The following is a 23,580-nucleotide window of genomic DNA, read 5'->3' as shown; positions in this document are numbered from 1 at the left end:
TTGCGGGTGGTGCCCCGAAACTGTCGAGGAGGGACGTCTCACATCATGCGCGTCGTGATTGCAGGTTCGTCAGGGTTGATCGGTACCTCGCTCGTAGCGTCGTTGCGCAGCAAGGGCCACGAGGTATCGAGGCTCGTTCGTCGTGCGCCCGCGGGCCCCGACGAATTCCGATGGGATCCACCGAACGGCAGCGTCGACGAAAAAGCGTTGCGCTCCGCCGATGCCGTGGTGAATTTGTGCGGAGTCGGCATCGGCGACAAGCGATGGTCGGGTGCGTACAAGCAGCAGGTTCGCGACAGCCGCATCACTCCAACCGAGGTACTGGCCGACGCATGTGTGAAGTTCGAGGTCCCGACGCTCGTCAATGCCAGCGGCGTCAATTTCTACGGCGACACCGGTGATCGCGTCGTCGACGAATCGGACGGCGTCGGTACTGGTTTCCTCGCGGAGGTGTGCCGAGATTGGGAAGGTGCGACGACGACGGCGAGCGACGCAGGAGTCCGCACGGTTATGCTGCGCAGCGGCGTCGTGCTCTCTCGTCGCGGCGGAATGATGGCCAAGCTGCGCCCGCTGTACCTACTTGCTCTCGGAGGCCGCCTCGGGAGTGGGCGTCAGTACTTCCCGTGGATCTCACTCGACGACGAGATCGGCGCAACCATCCACGGGTTGGAAAACGACGCCGTGCGTGGGCCGGTGAACATGGTGGGCCCAGCCCCGGTCACCAACGCACAGTTCAACAGCGCCTTCGCACGTGCGATTCACCGTCCGGCACCGTGGGTCATACCTGGATTCGCTCTCCAGTTGGCCATCGGCGAGTTCGCCGAAGAAGCGATTCTGACCGGGCCGCGGGCAATACCCAAAGTCTTGGAAGACACCGGCTACGCGTTCACGCATCACACCGTCGGTGAAGCCCTGCGGGCGGCGGTCGGGAACTGACGTCGGTCGAGCCGCGCCGGCTCCAGGCGTAACGTCGTCACCTATGAACACTGCTGGAATCTCCGCTCGGGAGAGTTCTGATCCGATCGACGTCCAGGAGATCGGTTCGATCGACTACCTCGAGGCTTTGGACCGTCAGCGCGAGCTCGCCGACATGCGCGCCGACGGCAGAGGCCGAGACACACTCTTGCTTCTCGAACATCCTTCTGTGTACACCGCCGGACGTCGAACCTCCCCCGAGGACCGTCCGACGGACGGAACACCGGTCATCGAGGTCGATCGCGGCGGCAAGATCACCTGGCACGGTCCTGGCCAACTCGTCGGATACCCCATCGTGAAGCTGGCGCAACCGATCGACGTGGTGCGCTATGTGCGCCGAATCGAGGAAGCGTTGATCTCGGTCTGCACCGATCTCGGTATCGACTGCGGTCGCATCGACGGCAGGTCGGGGGTATGGCTCGCCGCCGGAACGAAAAACGGCGCGCCAGTGCCCGAACGCAAAATCGCCGCAATCGGAGTCCGCGTCCAGCGCGGAGTGACATTGCACGGCTTCTCGTTGAACTGCAATTCTTCGACGGCCGGATTCGATGCAATCGTCCCGTGTGGGATAGCCGACGCTGGGGTTACCTCACTGTCGAGCGAGCTCGATCGCAATGTCACGGTCGCGGACGTGATTCCGGCTGTCGTGGCTGCCGTCGAGGCTGCCCTCGACGGCAGCCTCGGAGTCGTCGATCACCCGGTTGCACGCCTGGCCGTGGCAGAAGGAGCCAGTAGCCCGCAGTTCACCACGACGAAGTTCGGCGCGTAGCATCGAATTCGTGACTGTGGCCCCGAAAACACCCCCTGACGCTGCGCTCGCACCACCCGGACGCAAACTACTTCGCCTCGAGATCCGAAACGCGGAGACCCCGATCGAACGCAAGCCCAGCTGGATCAAGACCAAGGCAAAGATGGGCCCGGAATACACCGAGCTCAAGGGTCTCGTGAAGCGCGAAGGCTTGCACACGGTGTGTGAGGAAGCCGGCTGCCCCAACATTTACGAATGCTGGGAAGACCGCGAAGCGACCTTCCTGATCGGCGGCGAGCAGTGCACCCGCCGCTGCGATTTCTGCCAGATCGACACGGGTAAGCCCGACGATCTCGACCGTGACGAGCCCCGCCGTGTTGCAGAGAGTGTGCAGGCGATGGGCCTGCGTTACTCCACGATCACCGGCGTCGCGCGCGACGACCTCGAAGACGGCGGCGCGTGGCTCTATGCCGAGACCGTGCGGTACATCAAGAGGCTCAACCCAAGTACCGGTGTCGAGCTCCTGATCCCCGACTTCAACGCCAAGCCGGATCAGCTCGCCGAGGTGTTCTCCTCTCGGCCCGAGGTGCTGGCGCACAACGTCGAGACGGTTCCTCGAATCTTCAAGCGCATCCGACCCGCGTTCCGCTACCAGCGATCGATGGATGTCATCACCGCTGCGCGTGATGACGGCCTCGTCACCAAGTCCAACCTCATTCTCGGAATGGGCGAGACCCCGGAAGAGGTTCAGGAAGCGATTCGCGACCTGCACGAGGCAGGCTGCGACATCCTGACCATCACCCAGTACCTACGACCGTCTCCTCGCCATCATCCGGTCGAGCGCTGGGTCAAGCCGGAGGAGTTCGTCGAGCACTCCGACTACGCCACCGAGATCGGTTTTGCAGGCGTGCTTGCCGGACCGTTGGTCCGTTCGTCCTACCGCGCCGGTCGGCTGTACGCACAGGCAATGGCGCATCACGGACGTGTATTGCCGGAGAGCATGGCCCACCTGGTCGAAGGCGGCGAAGCATCGCAGGAAGCCAGTTCACTGATGGCTCGGTTGGCTGCTCGCTGAGCCACTTCCGGCGCGGTGCAGATCATGGTCGACACGGGCCGTATCCTGTGAAGCATGGCGAACGGCAGTAAAGCGGGCAAAGCAGGCAAGCCCAGCAAAGAGGCAAAAGCAGCAGCGAAGGCTGCGCGTAAGAAGGCATCCAAGGAACGTCGCGGACAACTGTGGCAGGCGTTCCAGATGCAGCGAAAAGAAGACAAGCTGCTTCTGCCGCTGATGATCGGTGCCATCGTCGGGATCACGCTCGTCGCGTTCCTGATCGGTTTGATCTTCGGCGTCGAGTGGTTCGTGTTGCCCTTCGGCCTACTGGTCGGCGTGCTCGTCGCATTCATCATCTTCGGACGCCGAGTGCAGAAGTCGGTGTACAAGAAGGCCGACGGTCAGGCCGGCGCTGCTGCCTGGGCGCTGGACAACTTGCGGGGATCCTGGCGAGTCAGCAATGCCGTCGCCGGGACCACCCAGCTCGACGCGGTTCATCGCGTCATCGGCAAGCCCGGCGTGATCCTCATCGCCGAGGGCGCACCTCAGCGGGTGAAGGCTCTTCTCGCACAGGAGAAGAAGAAGACCGCCAGGCTCGTCGGCGACACCCCGATCTACGACATCGTGATCGGAAACGGTGACAACCAGATTCCGCTGTCCGGTCTGCAGAAGTACCTGACCAAGCTGCCGAACAACATCGACACCAAACGGATGGACACCATCGAATCCCGCCTGGCCGCACTGGGAACAAAGGGCGGTCCGGCAATGCCGAAGGGACCGATCCCCGGCGGAGCGAAGATGAAGGGCGTTCAGCGCACCATCAGGCGTCGCTGAACGATCACGGACCGACGAGCGGAGCGCGAGTCAGCGTCCGCGCACCATCGCGGTACCCGTCGCCCGGTCGTGCATCCCGCGGCCATCCTGGTCCGAGATCACGGCCGGCACGACGAACAAGAGAAAGAACGTGCGCACGAGCGCCCGGACGAAGCCGACTCGCGCCTGGGCGTCGACCCGCGCGACCTGGATTCCGGCGATCAATTGCCCCGGTGTGAACGAAAAGACGGTGACGGTTCCGACGCCGAGAACGAACCACACGAGCAACGTGATGGTGGACATCGACTGTTGGATTCCAGTCACGTTGACTATCAATGCCGAAATACCCATCGACATCAACCAGTCGGCCACCAGCGCACCGGTACGACGGCCGAGACCGGACAGTGCGCCTGGACCGTTCGACGGCAGTCCGAGACGCTCACCGGGATAGTTCTGCTCCGTGCCGTCCTCCGGCAGTGCGGAGTTCGGTCCGGACAACCAGGAGCCTGTCATGCGTGCCATGGACACCAGGATAGGCGCCGACATCCACCCGTCGCGAAGTCCTCACCGTAGTGTGTGCGGAAGAGCACGGCACATTCGTATCGCATCGCGAATCGGACATGCCATCGCTCGACGGCTGTGTGCATAACGCATGACGTGTAACACGGGCGAAACACAGCCTTGACTGGCGGGCAACACCAAGTCCATAACGTGCAGGTCGACGGACTCAACAAAGGAGTAACAGCGTGGCTTTCACCACGGCCGAAGAGGTCATCAAGTTCATCGCCGACGAGAATATCGAGTACGTGGATATCCGATTCACGGATCTCCCCGGCATTCAGCAGCACTTCTCGATCCCGGCGTCTGCGTTCACGCAGGATGTCTTCGAAGACGGCCTTGCATTCGACGGTTCGTCCGTCCGCGGGTTCCAGTCCATTCACGAGTCGGACATGATGCTCCTGCCTGACGTGACGACCGCTCAGGTCGACCCGTTCCGCGCCGCGAAGACTCTGAACGTCAACTTCTTCGTCCACGATCCGTTCACTCGCGAGTCCTACAGCCGCGACCCGCGCAACGTGGCTCGCAAGGCCGAGGAATACTTGGTGTCCACCGGCATCGCCGACACCGCATTCTTCGGCGCCGAGGCCGAGTTCTACATCTTCGACTCGGTCCGCTACGACTCCGGCATCAACAGCGCGTTCTACGAACTCGACTCCATCTCGGGTTCCTGGAACACCGGTGTCGAGGCCAACGCAGACGGCAGCCCCAACCTCGGCTACAAGGTCCGCCCCAAGGGTGGATACTTCCCCGTCGCACCGTACGACCACTACGTAGATCTGCGCGACGAGATCTCCACGAACCTGCAGAACGCTGGCTTCGAGCTCGAGCGCGGTCACCACGAGGTCGGCACCGGCGGTCAGCAGGAGATCAACTACAAGTTCAACACGCTACTTGCCGCTGCCGACGACCTCCAGCTGTTCAAGTACATCGTCAAGAACACCGCGTGGAAGGCAGGCAAGTCCGCCACCTTCATGCCGAAGCCACTCTTCGGTGACAACGGCTCGGGCATGCACGTCCACCAGTCGCTGTGGAAGGACGGCAAGCCACTCTTCCACGACGAGGCCGGATACGCCGGACTGTCGGACCTGGCCCGCCACTACATCGGCGGCATCCTGCACCACGCACCGTCACTGTTGGCGTTCACCAACCCGACGATCAACTCGTACCACCGTCTGGTGCCGGGCTACGAGGCCCCCATCAACCTCGTCTACAGCCAGCGCAACCGCTCTGCGGCAGTGCGTATTCCGATCACCGGCAACAACCCGAAGGCCAAGCGTCTCGAGTTCCGCGCGCCGGACAGCTCGGGCAACCCGTACCTGAACTTCGCAGCCCAGATGATGGCAGGCCTGGACGGAATCAAGAACAAGATCGAGCCGCAGGCTCCGGTCGACAAGGACCTCTACGAGTTGCCGCCCGAGGAGGCCAAGAACATTCCTCAGGCTCCGACGTCGCTCGACGCCGTGATCGACCGCCTCGAGGCCGACCACGAGTACCTCACCGAGGGCGGCGTCTTCACGACCGACCTCATCGAGACCTGGATCTCGCTCAAGCGCGAGCAGGAAATCGCTCCGGTCAACCTCCGTCCGCACCCGTACGAGTTCCAGCTCTACTACGACGTGTGATCGGTACATTTCGCCGGTAGTAACAACTAACGAGCCCATCCGAGCCGCAGTTTCCACGTGCGGCGCGGGTGGGCTCGTTCGTGTGTATCCCCACCTCGCTTGCATGTCGCACCGAAGCTATCTGCTCGTATGGATGGACCATTCAAGCGATGTGGAGGCCGGTCAACCCCCGGAAATTTGTGTACGTCAGGCAACGAGTTCACGAAAGCAGGTTTACTTCTCGGCCAATTCAGCCACCCTCAACCTGTCGGTCTGCGTGTGTGCAATCGAGAAGCCGTACTCGGGAAGAGGGTGGGTTTACCCGCAATGGACGCACTCTGGAACTTCGTCTCGGTCCGACGACAACAGTTGCTGACGGACTCCTACCTGCACGTGTCTGCGGTCGTGCAGTCGATCATCATCGCCACGATGTTCGCCATCGTCATCGGCATACTCGTCTACCGCTCCCCCGCAGGCTCGGCGATTGCCACCGCGCTGGCCAGCACGATTCTGACCGTTCCCTCGTTTGCTCTGTTGGGCCTGCTGATCCCGATTCTCGGGCTGGGCGTGGCCCCGACCATCACAGCACTGGTGCTGTACGCGCTGCTTCCGATCATCCGAAATACCATCATCGGCCTTGCATCGGTGGACCCGGCCGTCACCGACGCAGCCAAGGGCGTCGGCTTGAATCGGGCGCGGATCCTCACCAGGATCGAAATGCCGTTGGCATGGCCGTCGATTCTCGCCGGCATGCGCGTGAGCACCCAGATGATCTTCGGCATCCTTGCAATCGCTGCGTACGCGAAGGGGCCCGGCCTCGGCAATCTCATCTTCTCCGGTCTGTCCCGGGTCGGCAGTCCCAACGCCGTCCCGCAGGCGCTCGTCGGCACCGTGCTCATCGTCGTTCTCGCTCTCATCGTCGACGGCATCCTCGTCCTCGTCGGCCGTCTCACAACCTCGAGGGGTATCCGTGACTGAACCTGCACGCAGCCAAAATGTTTCCGGAGTCGACATCGTGCTCGACTCCGTCAGCAAGCGCTATCCGGGACAGAAGGACGCTGCAGTCGACAACGTGTCCCTGACGGTGCCCGCAGGCGAAACCGTCGTGTTCGTCGGCCCGTCCGGCTGCGGCAAGACGACGACGATGCGCATGATCAATCGACTGATCGAACCGTCCTCGGGCAAGATCACGATCGACGGCAAGGACGCACTGTCCATCGATCCCGACGAACTGCGGCGGGGAATCGGCTACTCGATTCAGCAGGCCGGACTCTTTCCACACATGACGATCGCAAAGAACGTCGGCACCGTTCCCGGACTGATCGGGTGGGACAAGAAGCGGATCTCCGCCCGCACCGACGAGATGCTCGACCTGGTCGGACTAGACCCCGACACCTACCGAAACCGCTATCCCCGGCAGCTGTCCGGCGGTCAGCAGCAACGCGTCGGAGTTGCCCGCGCACTCGCGGCCGATCCTCCGGTTCTACTCATGGACGAGCCCTTCGGTGCGGTCGACCCCATCACCCGCGGACTACTGCAGGACGAGCTGATGCGACTGCAGTCCGAACTCGGAAAGACCATCGTCTTCGTCACACACGACTTCAACGAGGCCGTGAAGCTCGGCGATCGCATCGCCGTGCTGGGCGATCGATCCTCGATCATGCAGTACGACACTCCCGAAGCGATCCTCGCCAATCCAGCGAACGACACGGTAGCCGGCTTCGTGGGTGCGGACGCGTCGCTGAAGCAGTTGACACTCACTCGGATTCGCGACGTCCGCCTTCTTCAGTGTCCGACTGCGAAAGAGAACGATCCGGTGGACGAGATTCGCTCGAAGATCGCCTCGCGGAAGTGGCAGTGGGGCTTGATCCTCGACGATCGCAGCCGCCCGTTGCGGTGGGTCTCACCCGGGCACCTTGCGGCCGCGTCCACGCTCCACGGCCTCGGGGTTCCTATCGGTGAGCTCGTATCGATCCAGTCCACCTTGCAGGACGGTCTGGAAGCTCTTCTCGCCGAGAGCACGGCCTCCACCGTCGTCACCGGCAGTCGCGGCGAATATGTCGGGCTGATCTCGATCGACACCCTCGTCGAACATCTGCAAGAGATGAGGCAAGCCCACGCGCACGATCATGATGAAAGCGACGACACGTCCGCCGAGGCGCCGGCATGATCACCTCGGAGAAGTCGTCGGCCACCGAAGTGCCCGACATGGAGGCAGCGCCCGATCTGGGTGCATCCGAACGCGGCGCAGTCAAGCGCGCCGAGCGTATGAGACTGCTGGTGCAGCCTGCCATCGTCGTGATCCTGGTTGTGGGTGTGCTGTTCTGGGCATTCAACCGTGAGCTCACCGCAACGCAGCAGGGCAGCATCAGCATGTCCAACATTGCAGCGTTGACGTGGCAGCACGTACTGCTGACCGCGGCCGTCGTCGTGATCGTCGTGATCATTGCCGTTCCACTGGGAACGCTGCTGACCAGACCGGGTTACACCCGGCTGGCGCCGTTCTTCGTCGGGATCGCGAACATCGGGGCCGCCGCTCCCGCAATCGGTCTCCTCGTGCTGTTCTATCTGGCGACGAGGCAGACCGGGTTCTGGATCGGTGTTCTTCCCATTGCGTTCTATTCGTTGCTACCGGTGCTGCGCAACACGATTCTCGGCTACCAGGAAGTGGACAGAGCGTTGATCGACGCCGGTCGTGGGCAGGGCATGTCGTCGATGACGGTGCTGCGAAAAGTAGAGTTCCCGATGGCGGTCCCGTACATTCTTGCCGGCTTGCGTACATCGCTGGTGCTGGCGGTCGGAACAGCCACGCTGTGCTTTCTGGTCAGCGCCGGAGGGTTGGGAATTCTCATCGACACCGGCTACAAGCTTCGAGACAACGTCACGTTGGTGGTCGGCGCGGTGCTGGCGGTGTCGCTCGCTTTGTTCATCGACTGGCTCGGCGCTCTCGCGGAGCAGTTCCTAGGGCCGAAGGGGCTCCGATGAAAGCCCCAACCCGACAGACGTTCGCCCGACGGCTGTTCGCTGTTGCGCTGTCGGCTGCAGTGCTCGCCGGTTGCGGTCTCGAATCCGGTGGTGCAGTGCCACTGTCCGTCGGCCCCGGCAGCATCGAGCCCGTCCCCGAACTCGACGGCGTTCGGATGACAGTGGGCTCCAAGGACTTCACCGAGCAGATCACGCTCGGGTACATCATCGAATTCGCGATGACGGCCGCCGGAGCCGACGTTCGAGATCTCACCAACATTCAGGGCTCCAACAGCACTCGGGACGCCCAGCTCGACGGCCAGATCGATCTCACCTACGAGTACACCGGCACGGGATGGATCAACTACCTCGGCAACGAGACTCCGTTACCGGACTCGCAGGAACAGTACGAGGCGGTCCGGGATGCAGATCTCGAGGCGAACGGCATGGTGTGGGCAGTTCCGGCTCCCATGAACAACACCTACGCGATCGCGACGAATCAGCAGACGGCCGAACAGACCGGTGTGAAGACCCTGTCGGACTACGCACGGTTGGTGCAAACCGATCCCGCGGCGGCCACGACATGCGTGGAGACGGAGTTCAACGTCCGCCAGGACGGCTACCCGGGGATGGCGGCGAAGTACGAATTCGATCCTGCTGCGGCCCCTCGACAGATCTTGCAGACAGGCATCATCTACCAGGCCACGGCCGACGGAACACAGTGCAAGTTCGGCGAGGTCTTCACGACCGACGGCCGCATCATCGCCTTGGATCTCGTGTTGTTGGAGGACGATCGAGCGTTCTTCCCCAAGTACAACCCTGCTCTGATCATGAAGAAGGAGTTCGCTGACGCGCACCCCGAGGTAGCCGAGGTCATGGCACCGGTCTCCGCGAAGCTGACCGATGAGGTCATGACCGAGTTGAACCGACAGGTCGACGTCGAGGGCCTCGAACCGGCCGAGGTCGCCCGTGACTGGATGGTCTCCGAAGGGTTCGTCACCGCCGAGTAACCGGGTCCGAGGCACACGATTCACACCGTTGCGGTACGCCGGCAGATCTCGTCCCATGGCGATGGCGTGAGTCCGAGTTCCTTCTCGCTGAACGACGAGTCGAGGATGTAGGGCGACGTCCGTTGGTAGGAGAGCTCGTTCAGTTCGCGCACCATCGGCACGACCAGTCCGAGACCACGAGTGAGCATGCGGGGAACAGGCACCACGCGCACCGGGGGCTTACCGACCGACGCGAGCGTGTCGATGATGGCTTGCTCGAGTGTCCGCGGTGCGTTGGTCGGTGCGTGCCAGATGCGACCCCACGTCTCCGGCCGATCGGCGACAGCGACAAGAGCCCGAGCTTCGTCGAGTACGTCGGTGAACGAATGCGGCTGATCCTTCGCGTCGACTACCCAGGCGGTCTTGCCTTGCAGCGCGCCCGGCAGAACGCGGGTGACGTGGCCGTTGGCGCCGACACCGACGCCGACGTAGTCCGACGCCCGCACCTCGACCGCGCGGAGGGTTCCTGCGTCGTGCGCGCGCTTCAGGTCGGCCCACATTCGAGCACGGAGAACACCCTTGTGGTCGGTGGCGGCGTCGGGCATCCCTTCGACCATACGACCGTCGGAGACAGGTCCGTAGGGGTAGAGGCACCCGACGACGGCGAGGACAGCACCGCTGCGTTCCGCCGCGAGGCAAAGTGAACGTGCAATCGGTGGCCACACGTCCTCCCACGTCGTGTAGTCCGAGGGATTCGCGCAATTGTAGAGGGCTACAGCACCTTCGGTGAGGCGACTCAGCGCGTCCGCGTCGGATGCGTCGAGAGCGACGGATTCGATCGGACGGGACGACGACTCGACCGTCGTTCCGCGTCGGGTGGCGACGACCACCTCGGATCCGCGGTCGGCGAGTATGCGGGCAACGTGCGTGCCGACGGGACCCGCCCCGACGACGACGTGACGATCGGACATGGCGTAGGCCTTTCGAAGAAGGGTGCGAGAGCACTGCTCTCGAACTGAGTATGCACCCCTTCATACACCGAGTCAAGAGCACTGCTCTCGGTTTACTCGGTGCCTACGACACCAGCCACTCTCAGGCCCCGAACGTTCTCTCCACCACGGCCTTTGCTCGTCGCGTCACCCGCAGGTAGTTGTCGAGGAACTCACCCGCGTCCGCATTCTCCCAACCGGCGACCTTCGCCACTGCCGACAGAACGTGCCCCGGACGCGGCAGCTGATCGGTCGGCTTCCCGCGAACCAACACGAGGGCATTCCGCGCCTTGGTGGCGAGAATCCATGCCTCGCGAAGCAATTCGACGTCGGTCTCGCTCATCAACTCGGCAGCGCCGATGGCGTCCAAGCTCTGCAGGGTCGAGGTGTTGTGCAAGGACAGGACGTCGTGCGCATGACGGAGCTGTATCAACTGCACTGTCCACTCGATGTCGGCGAGACCACCGCGGCCGAGCTTGGTATGCGTCGCAGGATCGGCGCCCTTGGGCAAACGTTCGGAGTCGATCCGAGCCTTGATACGGCGAATCTCGCGGACTGCTTCGACCGAGACACCACCCTCGGGATAGCGCACCTTGTCCACCATCAGTAGGAATCGAATTCCCAGGTCCTGGTCACCCGCGACCTGGTGTGCACGCAACAGCGCCTGTACCTCCCATGCCTGAGCCCACTGCGCGTAGTACGCCTCGTAGGAGGCGAGGGTACGAACGACCGGGCCGTTGCGTCCCTCCGGCCGCAATCCGGTGTCGACTTCGAGCGGCGGATCGGTACTCGGCGCGCCCAGCAGCTTCCGAATTCGGTCGGCAATACCGTTGGCCCACTTGACCGCAACGCTATCGTCGAATCCCTCGACTGCTTCGCAGACGAACAACACGTCGGCGTCGCTACCGTAGCCGAGTTCTCCTCCGCCGAGTCGGCCCATACCGATCACGGCCAAGGTCGCAGGCGCAGGTTCACCCCGCTCGGCAACGCTCGAGCGTATCGCGGCATCGAGTGCCGCGTTGATGACCGCAGCCCACACCGAGGACAACGCGCGGCACACCTGGGGAACATCCAGCATTCCGAGGATGTCGGCCGACGCAACTCTCGCCAGTTCGTGACGCCGAAGCGCGCGGGCAGCGTTGATGGCACGAACCGGATCCTCGTAACGTGCGGACGACGACAGGATCGCGCGGTACGTCTCCTCGGGCTCGACGTCGAGCAGTCTCGGGCCGGTGGGCCCGTCCGCGAAAAGCCGGATCACCTCGGGCGCCTTGATCAGCAGATCGGGTACGTATGCCGACGATCCGAGAACGATCATCAGGCGTTGGGCGACGGCACCTTCGTCGCGAAGGGTCCGCAGGAACCAGGTCTGATCGACCGCCGCCTCGGACAGTCGCCGGTAGTTGAGGAGGCCGGCATCAGGATCCGGAGTGTCGGCCAACCATTCGAGCAGCGTCGGAAGCAGTACCGCCTGAATCTGCCCCCGGCGCGCACCACCTCCGACGAGTGCGCGGAGGTGACCGAGCGCATTCTGCGGAGTGGCAAAGCCGAGGGCCGCGAGCTGCCGGACAGCGGCATCGGGGGTGAGCCGGACCGTGTCGGAATCGAATCGCACCACAGAATCGAGCAATGGCCGGTAGAAGAGCTTGGCGTGAAGCCGACGAATACGCTGTGCGTTTCGTTTGATCTCGGCGTTCAGGACTCCGAGGGCATCCCGGTTGCCGTCGGGACGCATGTGTGCCGCCCTGGCGAGCCATCGCAGAGCTTCGTCGTCGTCCGGCGGTGGGAGGGTGTGGGTGCGCTTCATCCGCTGCAACTGCAGGCGGTGTTCGATGAGACGGAGGAATTCGTACGAGGCCGTGAGATTCGCAGCATCGTCACGGCCGATGTATCCACCCGCGGTGAGTGCGGACAGTGCGTCGACGGTACCGAGCACACGGAGAGACTCGTCGGTTCGACCGTGCACGAGTTGCAGCAGCTGCACCGCGAATTCGACGTCACGCAAACTGCCGCGACCCAGTTTGATCTCTCGCTCACGCAGCTCGGTCGGAACCATCTCTTCGACGCGACGACGCATCGCCCGAACTTCGGGGACGAAATCCTCACGCTGCGACGCGAGCCAGACCATCGGGTTGAGTGCCGCGACGTAGTCGTGCCCGAGTTCCAGATCGCCCGTCATCGGGCGCGCCTTGAGCAGTGCCTGGAATTCCCAGGTCTTGGCCCACCGTTTGTAGTACGCAATGTGGGAATCGAGGGTGCGAACCAGTTCGCCGCGTTTGCCTTCGGGGCGCAGGGCCGCGTCGACCTCGAAGAAGGCCGAGGATCCGATACGCATCATCTCGCCCGCGATACGGCTGGCAACCGAGTCCGCAGGCTCGGCCACGAACACGACGTCGACGTCGGAGACGTAGTTCAGCTCGCGCGCACCACACTTGCCCATCGCGATGACGGCAAGTCTCGTCGGGCACGGCTTGTCCGGACAGGCCGTAGCAACCGCGACGGCGAGCGCGGCCGTCAGTGCGGCGTCGGCCATGTCGGACAGCTGAGTTCCCACCAACTGATACGGCAATACCGGCTCGTTCTCGACGGTGGCCGCAAGGTCTGCGGCGGCGAGAACCATCACCTGATCGCGGTATGTCTTACGCAGCGCGACAACCGCTTCCGGGCCGATGATTCCGGCTCGGTACAGGTTCGGCGACGCATTTTCGCCGGTCTCGGGCACCGCCTGGACCGCGTCGAGAAGTTCCTTGGTGAGTTGTTCCTTGCTCGGCAGTTCGGCTTTTCCGTTGGCGCCCGACTGTCTGCCCTCGGGGGTGCGAAGCTTCCGCCACGCTTCCGGGTCGGACACCAGATGGTCGGCCAGAGCGCTCGACGCGCCGGACAGACCGAACAGTCGGCCGCGCAATCCCTTGTCCGAACGCAACGCGGCATCGAGTTCGGCATAGCCGTCGCCGAGCGCTTCATCGAGACGAACGACGGTCCGCAACGCAAGGTCTGCGTTGGCCGCGCGCGACAACGACCACAGCAATTCGAGGCTGTCCTCGTCGACCCAGCCGAGTTTCCGCAGGTCGGCCGGTGCCGTCGGCTCTACCAGGCCCAATCGACCTGCCCCGGGAATGACGGAACGTGACGTGGGTGGACGCACCATCAGCGAACACCTCGACTCTGGCGTGACACAGATTCACCTCGTAGCGGGTGGGGATTGCCCTTCAGGCTCCCCGAAGGGCTCGTACCGAACGAAGTAGAACCTAACGCATCCCCGGCCCTCGGAATTACGAGCCCGAGGTTTTCACAAGCGTCCTTGATTTTCCTACAGTCCCAAGTAAGCCTTGAGTTCGTACGGCGTGACGTGGCTCCGGTATTCCTCCCACTCGCGACGTTTGTTGCGCAGGAAGAAGTCGAACACGTGCTCACCGAGCGCCTCGGCCACCAGCTCCGAGTTCTCCATCGCGTTGAGCGCCTGGTCCAGGTTGCCCGGAAGCTCCTTGTACCCCATCGCGCGACGCTCGGCGGAGGTGAGCGCCCACACGTCCTCCTCCGCTTCCGGGGGCAATGTGTAGCCCTTCTCGATCCCGCGCAAGCCTGCGGCGAGCAGTACGGCGAACGCCAAGTACGGGTTGCACGCGGAGTCGGGACTGCGGATCTCGACGCGACGCGAGGACGCCTTGTTCGGGGTGTACATCGGTACGCGGATCAGCGCCGACCGGTTGGCCGGCCCCCATGAAGCAGCCGTGGGTGCCTCACCGCCGCGCACGAGGCGCTTGTAGGAGTTGACCCACTGGTTGGTCACGGCGCTGATCTCGTTGGCGTGCTCGAGAATGCCCGCGATGAACGACTTGCCGGTCTCCGACAGCTGCATCGGATCGTCCGGATTGTGGAAGGCGTTGGTGTCGCCCTCGAACAGGCTCATGTGCGTGTGCATTGCCGATCCGGCCTGATCGCTGAACGGCTTGGGCATGAAGGTTGCGCGCACGCCTTCCTCGATCGCGACCTCCTTCACGACGTAGCGGAAGGTCATGATGTTGTCGGCCATCGACAGCGCGTCGGCGTAGCGAAGGTCGATCTCCTGCTGTCCGGGCGCGGCCTCGTGGTGGCTGAACTCGACGGAAATGCCCATCGACTCGAGCGCGTCGATCGCATGCCGACGGAAGTTCGGGGCGGAATCGTGCACGGCCTGGTCGAAGTAGCCGCCGTTGTCGGCGGGGGTGGGCGGCGTGCCGTCTTCGGGGCTGTCCTTGAGGAGGAAGAACTCGATCTCTGGGTGCACGTAGCAGCTGAAGCCCAGATCGGCAGCCTTGCTGAGCTGACGACGCAGCACGTGGCGCGAGTCCGCCCAGGACGGCGAGCCGTCCGGCATGGCGATATCGCAGAACATGCGCGCCGAATGCTGGTGTCCCTTACTGGTGGACCACGGCAGGATCTGGAAGGTCGATGGATCAGGCTTGGCGACGGTGTCGGCCTCGGATACGCGCGCGAAGCCCTCGATCGCGCTTCCGTCGAAGCCGATCCCTTCGTCGAACGCGCCCTCGAGCTCCGCTGGTGCGATTGCGACCGATTTCAGGTATCCCAGAACATCGGTGAACCACAGGCGGACGAAGCGAATGTCACGCTCCTCGAGTGTCCGGAGCACGAATTCCTTTTGACGATCCATGTCCGCGAGACTAAGCAAACTGCGTTAAATCTGTGTTACATCGTGAATTCGGTCTCACTTCCGACATCTCTCACCTGGGAAAACGCTCAGGTGAAGTCGCTCAACAAACCAAATCGTTACCTGGCGGGACGAGATCGACGAGATAGTCGATCAACGGATCGTCGACGCACTCCTCGCCGGAGAAGGCGACCGTGTGCTGTGTCCCGTCGAATGTGATCAGGTCTGCGTCCAGCTGACGCGCCAGCTCGACGCCGGCCTGGTACGGCGTCGCCGGGTCGAAGGTCGTCGACACCACCACCAGCTTGGGCAGCCCCATCACGGCGATCGTGTGTGGACTGCCGGTATTGGGAACAGGCCAGAACGCGCACAGGTCGAGGGGCGCATTCCCGGTGCCACGTCCGTCGTCGAGGAACGGTGCTGCCTCGCGGTAGCGGCGGTCGGCCTCGCCGGCCTCGGCCCGATCGGTCGTCGGCGGATCGTCGACACAGCGGATTGCATTGAACGCGTCGTCGAGGTTCGAGTAGGTGCCGTCGTCGAGACGGCCGGTGTAGAGGTCCGCGAGTCGAAGCAGCGTGTCCCCTCGGCCCTCGGTCAGCTCGGTGAGACCGACACCGAGGACTCGCCACAGGCTCTGCGAGTACAGCGCCTGCTGCACTCCCGTCAGCGCGTCGTCGTAGCTCAGGCCACGGGGGTCGGTGGTCTCCGCAGGCCGATCGATCAACGGGTCGACGAGAGCGCGGAAACGCTCGGTGGCGGCCGCCGGGTCGTCGCCGAGTGCACAGGCGTCCGACTGGGCGCAGTATGCGGCGAACTCGTCGAACGCGGCCTGGAAAGCGGCACCTTGATCGACGGCCTCGTCGACGGGAGTCTGCTCGGGGTCGAGCGCCCCGTCGAGGACCATCGCACGCACGTTGGCGGGGAAGGTCTCGGCATAGGTGGTGCCGATTCGGGTGCCGTAGGAGTATCCGACGTAGGTGAGCGTGCTGTCTCCGAGCACCGATCGGATGACATCCATGTCCCGGACCACCTCTCGGGTCCCGACATGTTCGAGAACCTCGGTTCCGTTGCGGCTCTCACACTTGGCGGCGTATTCCTGCTGCTCTGCCTCCTTCGCGGCAATGCCTTGGGGTGAGACGTCGACATCCGGCTCACGACGCTCGGCGTCGACTTCCTCTGTCGTCAGGCATCGCACGGCAGGGGTGGACGCACCGATGCCACGCGGATCGAATCCGATGCGGTCGAACCGCTCTGCGACAGCAGATCCTTCTGCCTGCGTCGCCGTGTACAGGCCGGATACACCTGGGCCACCCGGGTTGAACAGCATCGAACCGATCTTCTCGCCGGTCGCCTGTGCGCGCGAGATCGCGATCTGTGCGGTGTCGCCGGCAGGGTCGTCGTAGTCGAGGGGAACGGTGATCTTCGCGCATTGGATCGAGCTGCCCAGAACGGTGCCGTCCGTGTCGTACGACTCACACGATTCCCAGACCGGTTCCTGCGTGTAGTAGTCCGCCAGCCCTTCCGGCACGACGCCTGCGCCCGGCTCGAAAGCACTGCTCGGTGCGGAATCGCTGTTCGGTTCCGGTTGGGGTGTGCCCTCGGATGTCCCGCCGGTACTGCACCCAGCCGACAGCATCAGCACAGCGGCGACGAACGCGCCAGTGCGGGCTTTCGACTTCGACTCGAAACGGATCGACCTCATAGACGACGATCGTGCCAGAACCGGACGGCGTCGCATTCGCACAGGAAGCAAACCTGCTCCCACCGCACTAGGCTTCGATGCGTGCAGGTTCTGCGAGTCGCCGTTGCCCAGATCAACCCCACCGTCGGCGATCTCGTCGGAAATTCCGCGCTGATCGTGTCGTGGGCGTCACGTGCAGCACAGGAAGGCGCCCAGGTGGCGCTGTTCCCCGAAATGGCGACAACCGGATACCCCGTCGAGGATCTGGCGCTTCGCCCTTCGTTCGCTGCGGCGTCCGCGCGTGCGCTCGGCGACCTCGCCGTCGCTCTCGACCGAGCCGGCTGCGGCGATCTCGCGGTCGTCGTCGGCTACCTCGACCGCGACCGGACGGGCTCGCGCAACAGTGCGGCGGTGCTGTTCAGGGGCGAGGTCGTCTCCCGATACGACAAACACGCACTTCCCACCTACCGGGTGTTCGACGAGCTCCGGTACTTCGCCCCGGGGTCTCGGCTGAGCATCACCGAGGTCAACGGCTTTCGGTTGGGGCTGGTCGTGTGCGAGGACATCTGGCAACCGGGAGGGCCTGTTCCCGCCTACACCGCCGCCGGTGTAGATGTCTTGCTGTGCCTCAATGCCAGCCCGTACGAGCAGGGCAAGAACACTGTTCGACGGTCTGTCGTGGAGCGTCGAGCCGCCGAGGCCGGCGTACCGATCGTGTACGCCAATCTCGTCGGTGCGCAGGACGAACTGGTCTTCGACGGCGGCAGCATGGTCGTCGCCGCAGACGGCACCCTGCTCGGCCGTTCACCCGAATTCACCGAGCACCTGCTGTGTCTCGACATCGACATGCCCGAGGCTCGCCGCGACGACATTGCATCGATCGAGGGTTGGACGATTCACCGTCACACGGTGCCGGACTTGCTCGTACCCGGGTACGACCGCATGCGGGGTTCGGTCGCACCGTCGATGTCCGACGAGGAACAGGTGTGGAGCGCACTCGTGACCGGTCTGCGGGATTACGTTCACAAGAACGGATTCGCGACGGTGATCCTCGGTCTGTCGGGCGGGATCGACTCTGCTGTCGTCGCCTCCATCGCAGTCGATGCACTCGGCAGCGATGCGGTGTACGCGGTGTCGATGCCGTCGCAGTACTCCTCGGATCATTCGCGTAGTGATGCAGACGACTTGGCACAAAGAACTGGAATTCACTACCGCAGCGAGCCGATCGAAGCCATGGTGGGCGTGTTCGTCGAACAGCTGACGCTGACAGGCCTGGCCGAAGAGAACATCCAGGCGAGATGCCGGGGCATGACATTGATGGCCCTGTCCAACACAGCCGGGCATCTCGCCCTCGCAACGGGCAACAAATCCGAACTGGCAGTGGGCTATTCGACGATCTACGGGGATGCGGTCGGTGGGTATGCGCCGATCAAGGACGTGCCGAAGTCACTCGTCTGGGACCTGGCTCGGTGGCGGAACAAGGCAGCTGCCGAGCGCGGTGAGGTCCCGCCCATCCCGGAAGGCAGCATCGACAAGCCGCCCTCGGCCGAGCTGCGCCCCGGCCAACTCGACACCGACTCGCTCCCCGACTACGAAGAACTCGACGCCGTGCTGTTTCGCTACGTGGACTGCGACCAAGGTCTGGCCGACATCGTCTCGGCAGGGTTCGAGCGCACCCGCGTCGCCGAGATCATCGGCAAGGTCGACGCCGCCGAGTACAAGCGGCGGCAATACCCCATCGGCACCAAGATCACCTCCCGCGCGTTCGGGCGAGACCGACGGATGCCGATCACCAACCGCTGGAGACAAGCGCCCACCGAGGTGTGACGAATTGCACGTCTCAGTCCCTTCGTCGGCCGCTTGTGCAGGTGGCACACTGGCGGACGTCATCAACCCCATCCCGGGGACCCGCCGAGCGGGCCTCGAGGAACCGAAAGGGACAAAGATGTCCGACAACAGCATTTACGGAGCGTCCGATTCGTCGGTATCCGGCTTGACCCGCAAGACCCGCACACATCATCTGCTGCAGATGAAGGCCGAGGGCGAGCGCTGGGCGATGCTCACCGCATACGACTACTCGAGCGCGCGCATCTTCGAAGAGGCCGGCATTCCGGTCCTTCTCGTCGGCGACTCTGCTGCCAACGTCGTGTACGGCTACGACACCACCGTTCCCATCACGATCGACGAATTGCTTCCGCTGGTCCGTGGCGTCGTGCGCGGAGCTCCCAACGCACTCGTGGTCGCCGACCTTCCGTTCGGCACCTACGAGGCGTCACCGCAGCAGGCCTTGGCGACGGCGACGCGCTTCATGAAGGAAGGCCTGGCCAACGCGGTCAAGCTCGAAGGCGGTGAGCGCGTCGCCGATCAGATCGCGGCGATCACGGCCGCGGGTATCCCGGTGATGGCCCACATCGGCTTCACCCCACAGAGTGTCAACGGCCTCGGCGGGTTCCGAGTACAGGGTCGCGGCGACGGCTCCGAGCAGCTCATCGCCGACGCCATCGCCGTCCAGGAGGCGGGCGCATTCTCCGTCGTCATGGAGATGGTCCCCGCCGATGTCGCCGGTCAGGTCAGCCGCAAGCTCACCATCCCGACGGTGGGCATCGGCGCGGGCAACGAGACCGACGCTCAGGTGCTCGTGTGGCAGGACATGGCCGGTTACACCAATGGCAAGACGGCCAGGTTCGTCAAGAAGTTCGGGAACGTCGGAGACGAGCTCCGCAACGCAGCATCGAGCTACCTGGCCGAGGTGCGCAGCGGGGTCTTCCCCGGTCCCGAACACAGTTACTGATCACTGATTCGCTGATCCAGGGGTCGGATTCGGCTCCGCCGTAGTGGCGCGGTTAAGTGGACTCCCGTGCGCTTGACCGCGCCACTGGCGCGGAGCGCCAGCAGCCAGATGGCACACTCGATGCCATGAACTCAGGTCTGAGCACCAGCAACTATCGGCGAGCAGCCGTCTCCCTCGCAGGAGCGGCCGCCGTTCTCCTGACTGTCGGCGCATGCGGTACCGACTCGACGAGCACCGGATCCTCGTCATCCCTGACCCCGACCATGACTGCTGCGCCGACCACCGAGCCTGCGGTGGCCGGCGGCGTCACAGAGCAGCAGAGCCAGCAACTGTGTACCGACCTGAGCGAGCAGCTTCAGGAGTGGCGCATCCAAGGACCGACGCTGGGCCGCGGTGGCCTCAACATCGTCGTGCAGACCTGGGCGGCGCAGAGCGGAGCGATCAACCTTCAGGTCGTGCAGAACCGCTCCATCGTCGACGACGTCACTATCGCAACGTGCCCCGATGTACGGGAAGAAGCAATGCGGTCACTCGACATCCCCGATCTCGCATCGGGACTCGTCGGGTTCTGACGGTGACCGACACACACACGCGGGAGCTGTATCCACCGATCGAGCCGCACGACGCCGGGCATCTCGACGTCGGTGAAGGCCAACGCATCTACTGGGAAACCAGTGGAAATCCCGCCGGAGCTCCGGTCGTGTTCGTGCACGGCGGACCGGGCGGTGGAACCGGCCCCGCCCAGCGCCGCTATTTCGATCCGGACAAGTACCGGATCGTCCTGTTCGATCAGCGCGGCTGCGGACGATCGACCCCGCACATCGCGGACGGCGCCGATCTGTCGGTGAACACCACCGATCGACTGGTGGCCGATATGGAGAAGCTTCGTGCGCACGTCGGCGTCGACCGCTGGCTTGTGTTCGGCGGATCGTGGGGCTCGACGCTGTCACTGGTGTACGCGCAAGCCCATCGCGAGCGAGTAACCGGTCTGATCCTCCGCGGAATCTTCCTGCTGCGGCGAAGTGAAATCGACTGGTATTACAACGGCGGCGCCGGACACATCTTCCCCGAGCAGTGGGACCGATTCCTGGCACCGGTTCCCGAGAGCGAACGCGCCGGCGACCTCGTCGAGGCGTATCACCGACTTCTGCGGTCGGACGATCGTGCCGTGGCCACCGAAGCCGCGATCGCGTGGTCCACGTGGGAGGCAGCGACGAGCTATCTTCTCCCCCGGCCGGACCAGATCGAGGAGAACGAGGATCCCCGGTTCGCGCTGGCATTCGCGGGAATCGAGAACCACTACTTCAGAAACAACGGCTTCCTCGAGGAAAATCAACTCCTCGCCGACGCCCACCTGCTCGCCGGAATTCCTGGGGTCATCGTTCAGGGCCGCTACGACGTGGTGTGCCCGGCAACGAGTGCATGGGAACTCCACAAAGCCTGGCCCGACGCAACACTGACGATCGTGGACGATGCCGGGCACTCAGCAGCCGAACCCGGCATCATCCATCACCTCGTCGAGGCGACCGATCGATTCGCGTCACCGCCGAAGTCGTAGGCGAATTCGATACGCCGGGAGGTGGTGTCGGCGACGGTCAATCTGACCGTCACCTTCTCCCCTTCCGGCGGATCGCCGGCGCACTTTCCGATGACGATGGGCGTGTCGACGAAAATTTCCGCGGCGCGCTTCCCGTCCGATCCGCGAAGCACACGCGCCGAAAATTGCTCACCCACCCGATTTTCGAGTATCGATGCTTCCGTCAGGTCGATGCACGCTCGATCCACCTTCGATGCCGTCGAATCGGATCCGCGCATTGTGGCGGGCAGGTCGGGCAATGCTGTTCTGGCCCAGTCCGGGACGTCGCGGGCGGCAACGACGGCAAGGCAGACCTCCGTGGCGAAGCGGTCCGACAGTCTTCGCAACGGTGCGGTGACGTGGGCGTACGGCGCGGCGATTCCCGAATGCTCGGTCATCTCCGGCACCTCGCCGTCGAACGCCACGTAGTCCGCACCCCGTAGCAAACTCGTGGCCTGCGTCATCATCGCCAGCGTCTCGGGTGCATCACTGGGTAACGACGCCAGCACCGCGCCCGCAGATGCGCCGTCGGGCCAGTCGATTCCGAGCATCGACGCGGTCTTCTTCAACGTCGACACAGCGCCGTCCGGTGCGGGAGGAAGCGTCCGCAGCAGCCCGACGCGTGCGTCGAGCATGATTCGGGCTGCACACATTCCGGTCAGCAACGACACCTCGGCGTTCCAGGAATCGACCGCAGTTCGCTCCTGCAATTCGATACGCCAGGATCGACCGTCACGGACGACATCCTGCTCGGGCAGTGCGATATCGATCGCTCCGCGGCGAAGAGCAGCGTGCGCTCGCAGCACGCCGAACTCACCGAGCGCAGCGATGGACGGATGAGGCGTGCCTGCATCGAAGTCCGCCTGCACCTTCGCGTAGTCGAGTCGCGCAATGGACCGTACCCTCGCGCGCTTCACCGTCCAGGAGACGGCCTCCCCCGAATCGTCGACTTCGATTCGCCAGAGCGCCGCCGGACGAATCTTGTCGGGGAGCAAACTCGCCGACCCCTCGGACAGAACGCGAGGATGCAGCGGAACGGACTCGTCGGGCAGATAGAACGTCTGGCCACGCGCTCTCGTTTCGGTATCGAGCGCTCCGCCGGGCGTCACGACAGCTCCCACGTCCGCAATGGCGTAGTGAATCACATACCCCGTCGACGACTTCTCGACGTGCACAGCCTGATCCAGATCCATCGAGCCGGGAGGATCGATGGTCACCAACTCGATGTCGGTGCGGTCCTCTCGATCCGTTGCACACCGGTCCACCGCCGATTCGGCCTCTGCCAGCGCCTCTGCCGAGAATGTGTCACGAAGGTCGAATTCGGACCGGATGGAGTCGAAATCGAACGATGGGGCCGACAGTCGCGCAAGGACGACCACCGTCAGTTGTTCCAGTCGTCGTCGGCTTTGTCGGCTGCCTTGTTCCGCTCGGCTGCAATCTGAATCGCACGCTCGGCGGTCGCACGATCCGGGTACGGGCCCATGCGATCGAGTGCACCCGATTCCTTACCCTGTGAGACCGTCTTGCTCCGTACGTCGTAGTACCAGGCTTCGTCGTCTGTGCTCATGCATCCCAGTCTGCCCGAAAACGCTCACCGAGACCGGCCATTCACGGCACCACTGATCATTGGGGGGACTCCACTCCCCATTCACAACACCACTGGTCATTCCGCAGGCTCGACTCCCCATTCACGCACTGGTCATTCCGCAGGCTCCACTCCCCTGGGTGCGAACGAGTCGGCATATAAGCCGGATCCTGTGAACCACGCACACTCGAGAGCGCGCGCGGAACGACGACCATCCATCTGGGCACACCGTCGCCGGGTACCTCGAGCAGTCAACCCGCAGGCTCGGGCGAGCAGCCCTCGAACACCTGCGCAGCCGGACCTTTCGAAAAAGGTCCGGCCTTCGACCTTGCTCCGGGCGGGGTTTACCTAGCCACCCCAGTCACCTGGGGTGCTGGTGCGCTCTTACCGCACCGTTTCACCCTGACCTGCACTGTACTTTCCGAAAAAAGTGTGGTGCAGGCGGTCTGTTTTCTGTGGCACTGTCCCGCGAGTCACCTCGGGTTGCCGTTAGCAACCGCCCTGCTCTGTGGAGTCCGGACTTTCCTCGGCTCGGAGCTTGCCGGAATCGCTCCGCCAGTTCTCCGTGCCGCAGCCGCCCAACCGACTCGTTCGCAGGATCGAACTCT

At 63.8% G+C, this 23,580-nt stretch carries 20 protein-coding genes and 1 other RNA gene; 13 read left to right on the top strand and 8 right to left on the bottom strand.

The features are described from left to right. Nucleotides 1–45: 45 nt before the first annotated feature. The 4 genes from ACODSO_RS20850 to ACODSO_RS20835 are packed head-to-tail and all read left to right on the top strand — an operon-like array spanning nt 46 to nt 3,608. The gene (locus ACODSO_RS20850; RefSeq protein WP_489038614.1) at nt 46–936 is read left to right on the top strand and encodes a TIGR01777 family oxidoreductase; all 891 of its coding nucleotides are present in this window, start codon (nt 46–48) and stop codon (nt 934–936) included. Nucleotides 937–979: 43 nt separating this feature from the next. Beyond that, complete coding sequence (lipB, locus tag ACODSO_RS20845; protein WP_489038613.1) at nt 980–1,744, top strand: lipoyl(octanoyl) transferase LipB; 765 nt, start codon at nt 980–982, stop codon at nt 1,742–1,744. A gap of 1 nt (nt 1,745) precedes the next feature. Then, a complete protein-coding gene (gene lipA, locus ACODSO_RS20840) occupies nt 1,746–2,798 on the top strand; it encodes a lipoyl synthase (RefSeq protein ID WP_489038622.1) in 1,053 nt (350 codons plus the stop codon). Nucleotides 2,799–2,852: 54 nt separating this feature from the next. Beyond that, nucleotides 2,853–3,608: a DUF4191 domain-containing protein gene (locus ACODSO_RS20835; RefSeq protein WP_068381046.1), complete on the top strand. Its 756-nt coding sequence runs from the start codon at nt 2,853–2,855 to the stop codon at nt 3,606–3,608. 30 nt (nt 3,609–3,638) lie between these two features. Here the strand turns inward: ACODSO_RS20835 and ACODSO_RS20830 are convergent, their stop codons facing one another. Next, nucleotides 3,639–4,109, bottom strand: coding sequence for an RDD family protein (locus ACODSO_RS20830; RefSeq protein ID WP_068381058.1), 471 nt, complete (start codon nt 4,107–4,109; stop codon nt 3,639–3,641). A gap of 224 nt (nt 4,110–4,333) precedes the next feature. On the opposite strand from ACODSO_RS20830, the gene glnA (ACODSO_RS20825) reads away from it, so the two are divergent. From glnA (ACODSO_RS20825) to ACODSO_RS20805, 5 genes are all read left to right on the top strand, one after another. Continuing rightward, nucleotides 4,334–5,770, top strand: a complete 1,437-nt coding sequence (gene glnA / locus ACODSO_RS20825) for a type I glutamate--ammonia ligase (protein WP_068381061.1) — start codon at nt 4,334–4,336, stop codon at nt 5,768–5,770. A gap of 306 nt (nt 5,771–6,076) precedes the next feature. Then, nucleotides 6,077–6,727, top strand: a complete 651-nt coding sequence (locus tag ACODSO_RS20820; RefSeq protein ID WP_489038612.1) for an ABC transporter permease — start codon at nt 6,077–6,079, stop codon at nt 6,725–6,727. Continuing rightward, the gene (locus ACODSO_RS20815; protein ID WP_489038611.1) at nt 6,720–7,919 is read left to right on the top strand and encodes an ABC transporter ATP-binding protein; all 1,200 of its coding nucleotides are present in this window, start codon (nt 6,720–6,722) and stop codon (nt 7,917–7,919) included. The genes ACODSO_RS20820 and ACODSO_RS20815 overlap by 8 nt, the downstream gene beginning before the upstream one ends. Nucleotides 7,920–7,957: 38 nt before the next feature. Continuing rightward, nucleotides 7,958–8,734 (top strand): ABC transporter permease, encoded by a 777-nt coding sequence (locus ACODSO_RS20810; protein WP_489038621.1) that lies wholly within the window; start codon nt 7,958–7,960, stop codon nt 8,732–8,734. After that, on the top strand, nt 8,731–9,723 hold the full coding sequence (locus tag ACODSO_RS20805; RefSeq protein WP_489038610.1) for a glycine betaine ABC transporter substrate-binding protein: 993 nt from the start codon (nt 8,731–8,733) through the stop codon (nt 9,721–9,723). The genes ACODSO_RS20810 and ACODSO_RS20805 overlap by 4 nt, the downstream gene beginning before the upstream one ends. A gap of 20 nt (nt 9,724–9,743) precedes the next feature. On the opposite strand, the gene ACODSO_RS20800 is transcribed toward ACODSO_RS20805, so the two are convergent. The 4 genes from ACODSO_RS20800 to ACODSO_RS20785 all read right to left on the bottom strand — a co-directional run bounded on the left by ACODSO_RS20800 (nt 9,744) and on the right by ACODSO_RS20785 (nt 17,041). After that, the gene (locus ACODSO_RS20800; protein ID WP_489038609.1) at nt 9,744–10,673 is read right to left on the bottom strand and encodes an NAD-dependent epimerase/dehydratase family protein; all 930 of its coding nucleotides are present in this window, start codon (nt 10,671–10,673) and stop codon (nt 9,744–9,746) included. Between the two features lie 121 nt (nt 10,674–10,794). Beyond that, on the bottom strand, nt 10,795–13,839 hold the full coding sequence (locus ACODSO_RS20795; protein WP_489038608.1) for a bifunctional [glutamine synthetase] adenylyltransferase/[glutamine synthetase]-adenylyl-L-tyrosine phosphorylase: 3,045 nt from the start codon (nt 13,837–13,839) through the stop codon (nt 10,795–10,797). Nucleotides 13,840–14,001: 162 nt separating this feature from the next. Then, the gene (gene glnA / locus ACODSO_RS20790) at nt 14,002–15,342 is read right to left on the bottom strand and encodes a type I glutamate--ammonia ligase (RefSeq protein WP_489038607.1); all 1,341 of its coding nucleotides are present in this window, start codon (nt 15,340–15,342) and stop codon (nt 14,002–14,004) included. A 100-nt stretch (nt 15,343–15,442) separates the two neighbouring features. Then, a complete protein-coding gene (locus ACODSO_RS20785) occupies nt 15,443–17,041 on the bottom strand; it encodes an alpha/beta hydrolase (protein WP_489038606.1) in 1,599 nt (532 codons plus the stop codon). 81 nt (nt 17,042–17,122) lie between these two features. On the opposite strand from ACODSO_RS20785, the gene ACODSO_RS20780 reads away from it, so the two are divergent. The 4 genes from ACODSO_RS20780 (at nt 17,123) to pip (ending at nt 21,369) form a co-directional block, all read left to right on the top strand. Further along, nucleotides 17,123–18,847, top strand: a complete 1,725-nt coding sequence (locus ACODSO_RS20780; protein WP_489038605.1) for an NAD+ synthase — start codon at nt 17,123–17,125, stop codon at nt 18,845–18,847. A gap of 118 nt (nt 18,848–18,965) precedes the next feature. Continuing rightward, the gene (panB, locus tag ACODSO_RS20775) at nt 18,966–19,811 is read left to right on the top strand and encodes a 3-methyl-2-oxobutanoate hydroxymethyltransferase (RefSeq protein WP_068381086.1); all 846 of its coding nucleotides are present in this window, start codon (nt 18,966–18,968) and stop codon (nt 19,809–19,811) included. A 125-nt stretch (nt 19,812–19,936) separates the two neighbouring features. Then, complete coding sequence (locus tag ACODSO_RS20770) at nt 19,937–20,383, top strand: hypothetical protein (RefSeq protein ID WP_489038604.1); 447 nt, start codon at nt 19,937–19,939, stop codon at nt 20,381–20,383. A 2-nt stretch (nt 20,384–20,385) separates the two neighbouring features. Further along, a complete protein-coding gene (gene pip / locus ACODSO_RS20765) occupies nt 20,386–21,369 on the top strand; it encodes a prolyl aminopeptidase (protein WP_489038603.1) in 984 nt (327 codons plus the stop codon). On the opposite strand, the gene ACODSO_RS20760 is transcribed toward pip, so the two are convergent. From ACODSO_RS20760 to rnpB, 3 genes are all read right to left on the bottom strand, one after another. Beyond that, nucleotides 21,321–22,766 (bottom strand): RNB domain-containing ribonuclease, encoded by a 1,446-nt coding sequence (locus tag ACODSO_RS20760; protein ID WP_489038602.1) that lies wholly within the window; start codon nt 22,764–22,766, stop codon nt 21,321–21,323. The genes pip and ACODSO_RS20760 overlap by 49 nt on opposite strands. Before the next feature lie 2 nt (nt 22,767–22,768). Beyond that, nucleotides 22,769–22,954 carry a hypothetical protein gene (locus tag ACODSO_RS20755; RefSeq protein WP_068381097.1) on the bottom strand — a complete coding sequence of 62 codons (186 nt, stop codon included), beginning with the start codon at nt 22,952–22,954 and terminating at the stop codon, nt 22,769–22,771. Nucleotides 22,955–23,115: 161 nt separating this feature from the next. Continuing rightward, nucleotides 23,116–23,562: RNase P RNA component class A (gene rnpB, locus ACODSO_RS20750), an RNA gene on the bottom strand. Nucleotides 23,563–23,580 lie beyond the last annotated feature (18 nt).

Source organism: Rhodococcus sp. FG69 (assembly GCF_057808915.1).
Note: the sequence above shows the minus strand (reverse complement) of the source record. Positions and strands in the feature narration are given on the sequence as shown.

Bases quoted from the DNA above. Each gene is read 5' to 3' on its own strand.
- ACODSO_RS20850 (WP_489038614.1), top strand. From the start codon at position 46: ATGCGCGTCGTGATTGCAGGTTCGTCAGGGTTGATCGGTACCTCGCTC.
- lipB (WP_489038613.1), top strand. From the start codon at position 980: ATGAACACTGCTGGAATCTCCGCTCGGGAGAGTTCTGATCCGATCGAC.
- ACODSO_RS20835 (WP_068381046.1), top strand. From the start codon at position 2,853: ATGGCGAACGGCAGTAAAGCGGGCAAAGCAGGCAAGCCCAGCAAAGAG.
- ACODSO_RS20830 (WP_068381058.1), bottom strand. From the start codon at position 4,109: ATGGCACGCATGACAGGCTCCTGGTTGTCCGGACCGAACTCCGCACTG.
- ACODSO_RS20820 (WP_489038612.1), top strand. From the start codon at position 6,077: ATGGACGCACTCTGGAACTTCGTCTCGGTCCGACGACAACAGTTGCTG.
- ACODSO_RS20810 (WP_489038621.1), top strand. From the start codon at position 7,958: ATGGAGGCAGCGCCCGATCTGGGTGCATCCGAACGCGGCGCAGTCAAG.
- ACODSO_RS20805 (WP_489038610.1), top strand. From the start codon at position 8,731: ATGAAAGCCCCAACCCGACAGACGTTCGCCCGACGGCTGTTCGCTGTT.
- ACODSO_RS20800 (WP_489038609.1), bottom strand. From the start codon at position 10,673: ATGTCCGATCGTCACGTCGTCGTCGGGGCGGGTCCCGTCGGCACGCAC.
- ACODSO_RS20795 (WP_489038608.1), bottom strand. From the start codon at position 13,839: ATGGTGCGTCCACCCACGTCACGTTCCGTCATTCCCGGGGCAGGTCGA.
- glnA (WP_489038607.1), bottom strand. From the start codon at position 15,342: ATGGATCGTCAAAAGGAATTCGTGCTCCGGACACTCGAGGAGCGTGAC.
- ACODSO_RS20785 (WP_489038606.1), bottom strand. From the start codon at position 17,041: ATGAGGTCGATCCGTTTCGAGTCGAAGTCGAAAGCCCGCACTGGCGCG.
- panB (WP_068381086.1), top strand. From the start codon at position 18,966: ATGTCCGACAACAGCATTTACGGAGCGTCCGATTCGTCGGTATCCGGC.
- ACODSO_RS20770 (WP_489038604.1), top strand. From the start codon at position 19,937: ATGAACTCAGGTCTGAGCACCAGCAACTATCGGCGAGCAGCCGTCTCC.
- ACODSO_RS20755 (WP_068381097.1), bottom strand. From the start codon at position 22,954: ATGAGCACAGACGACGAAGCCTGGTACTACGACGTACGGAGCAAGACG.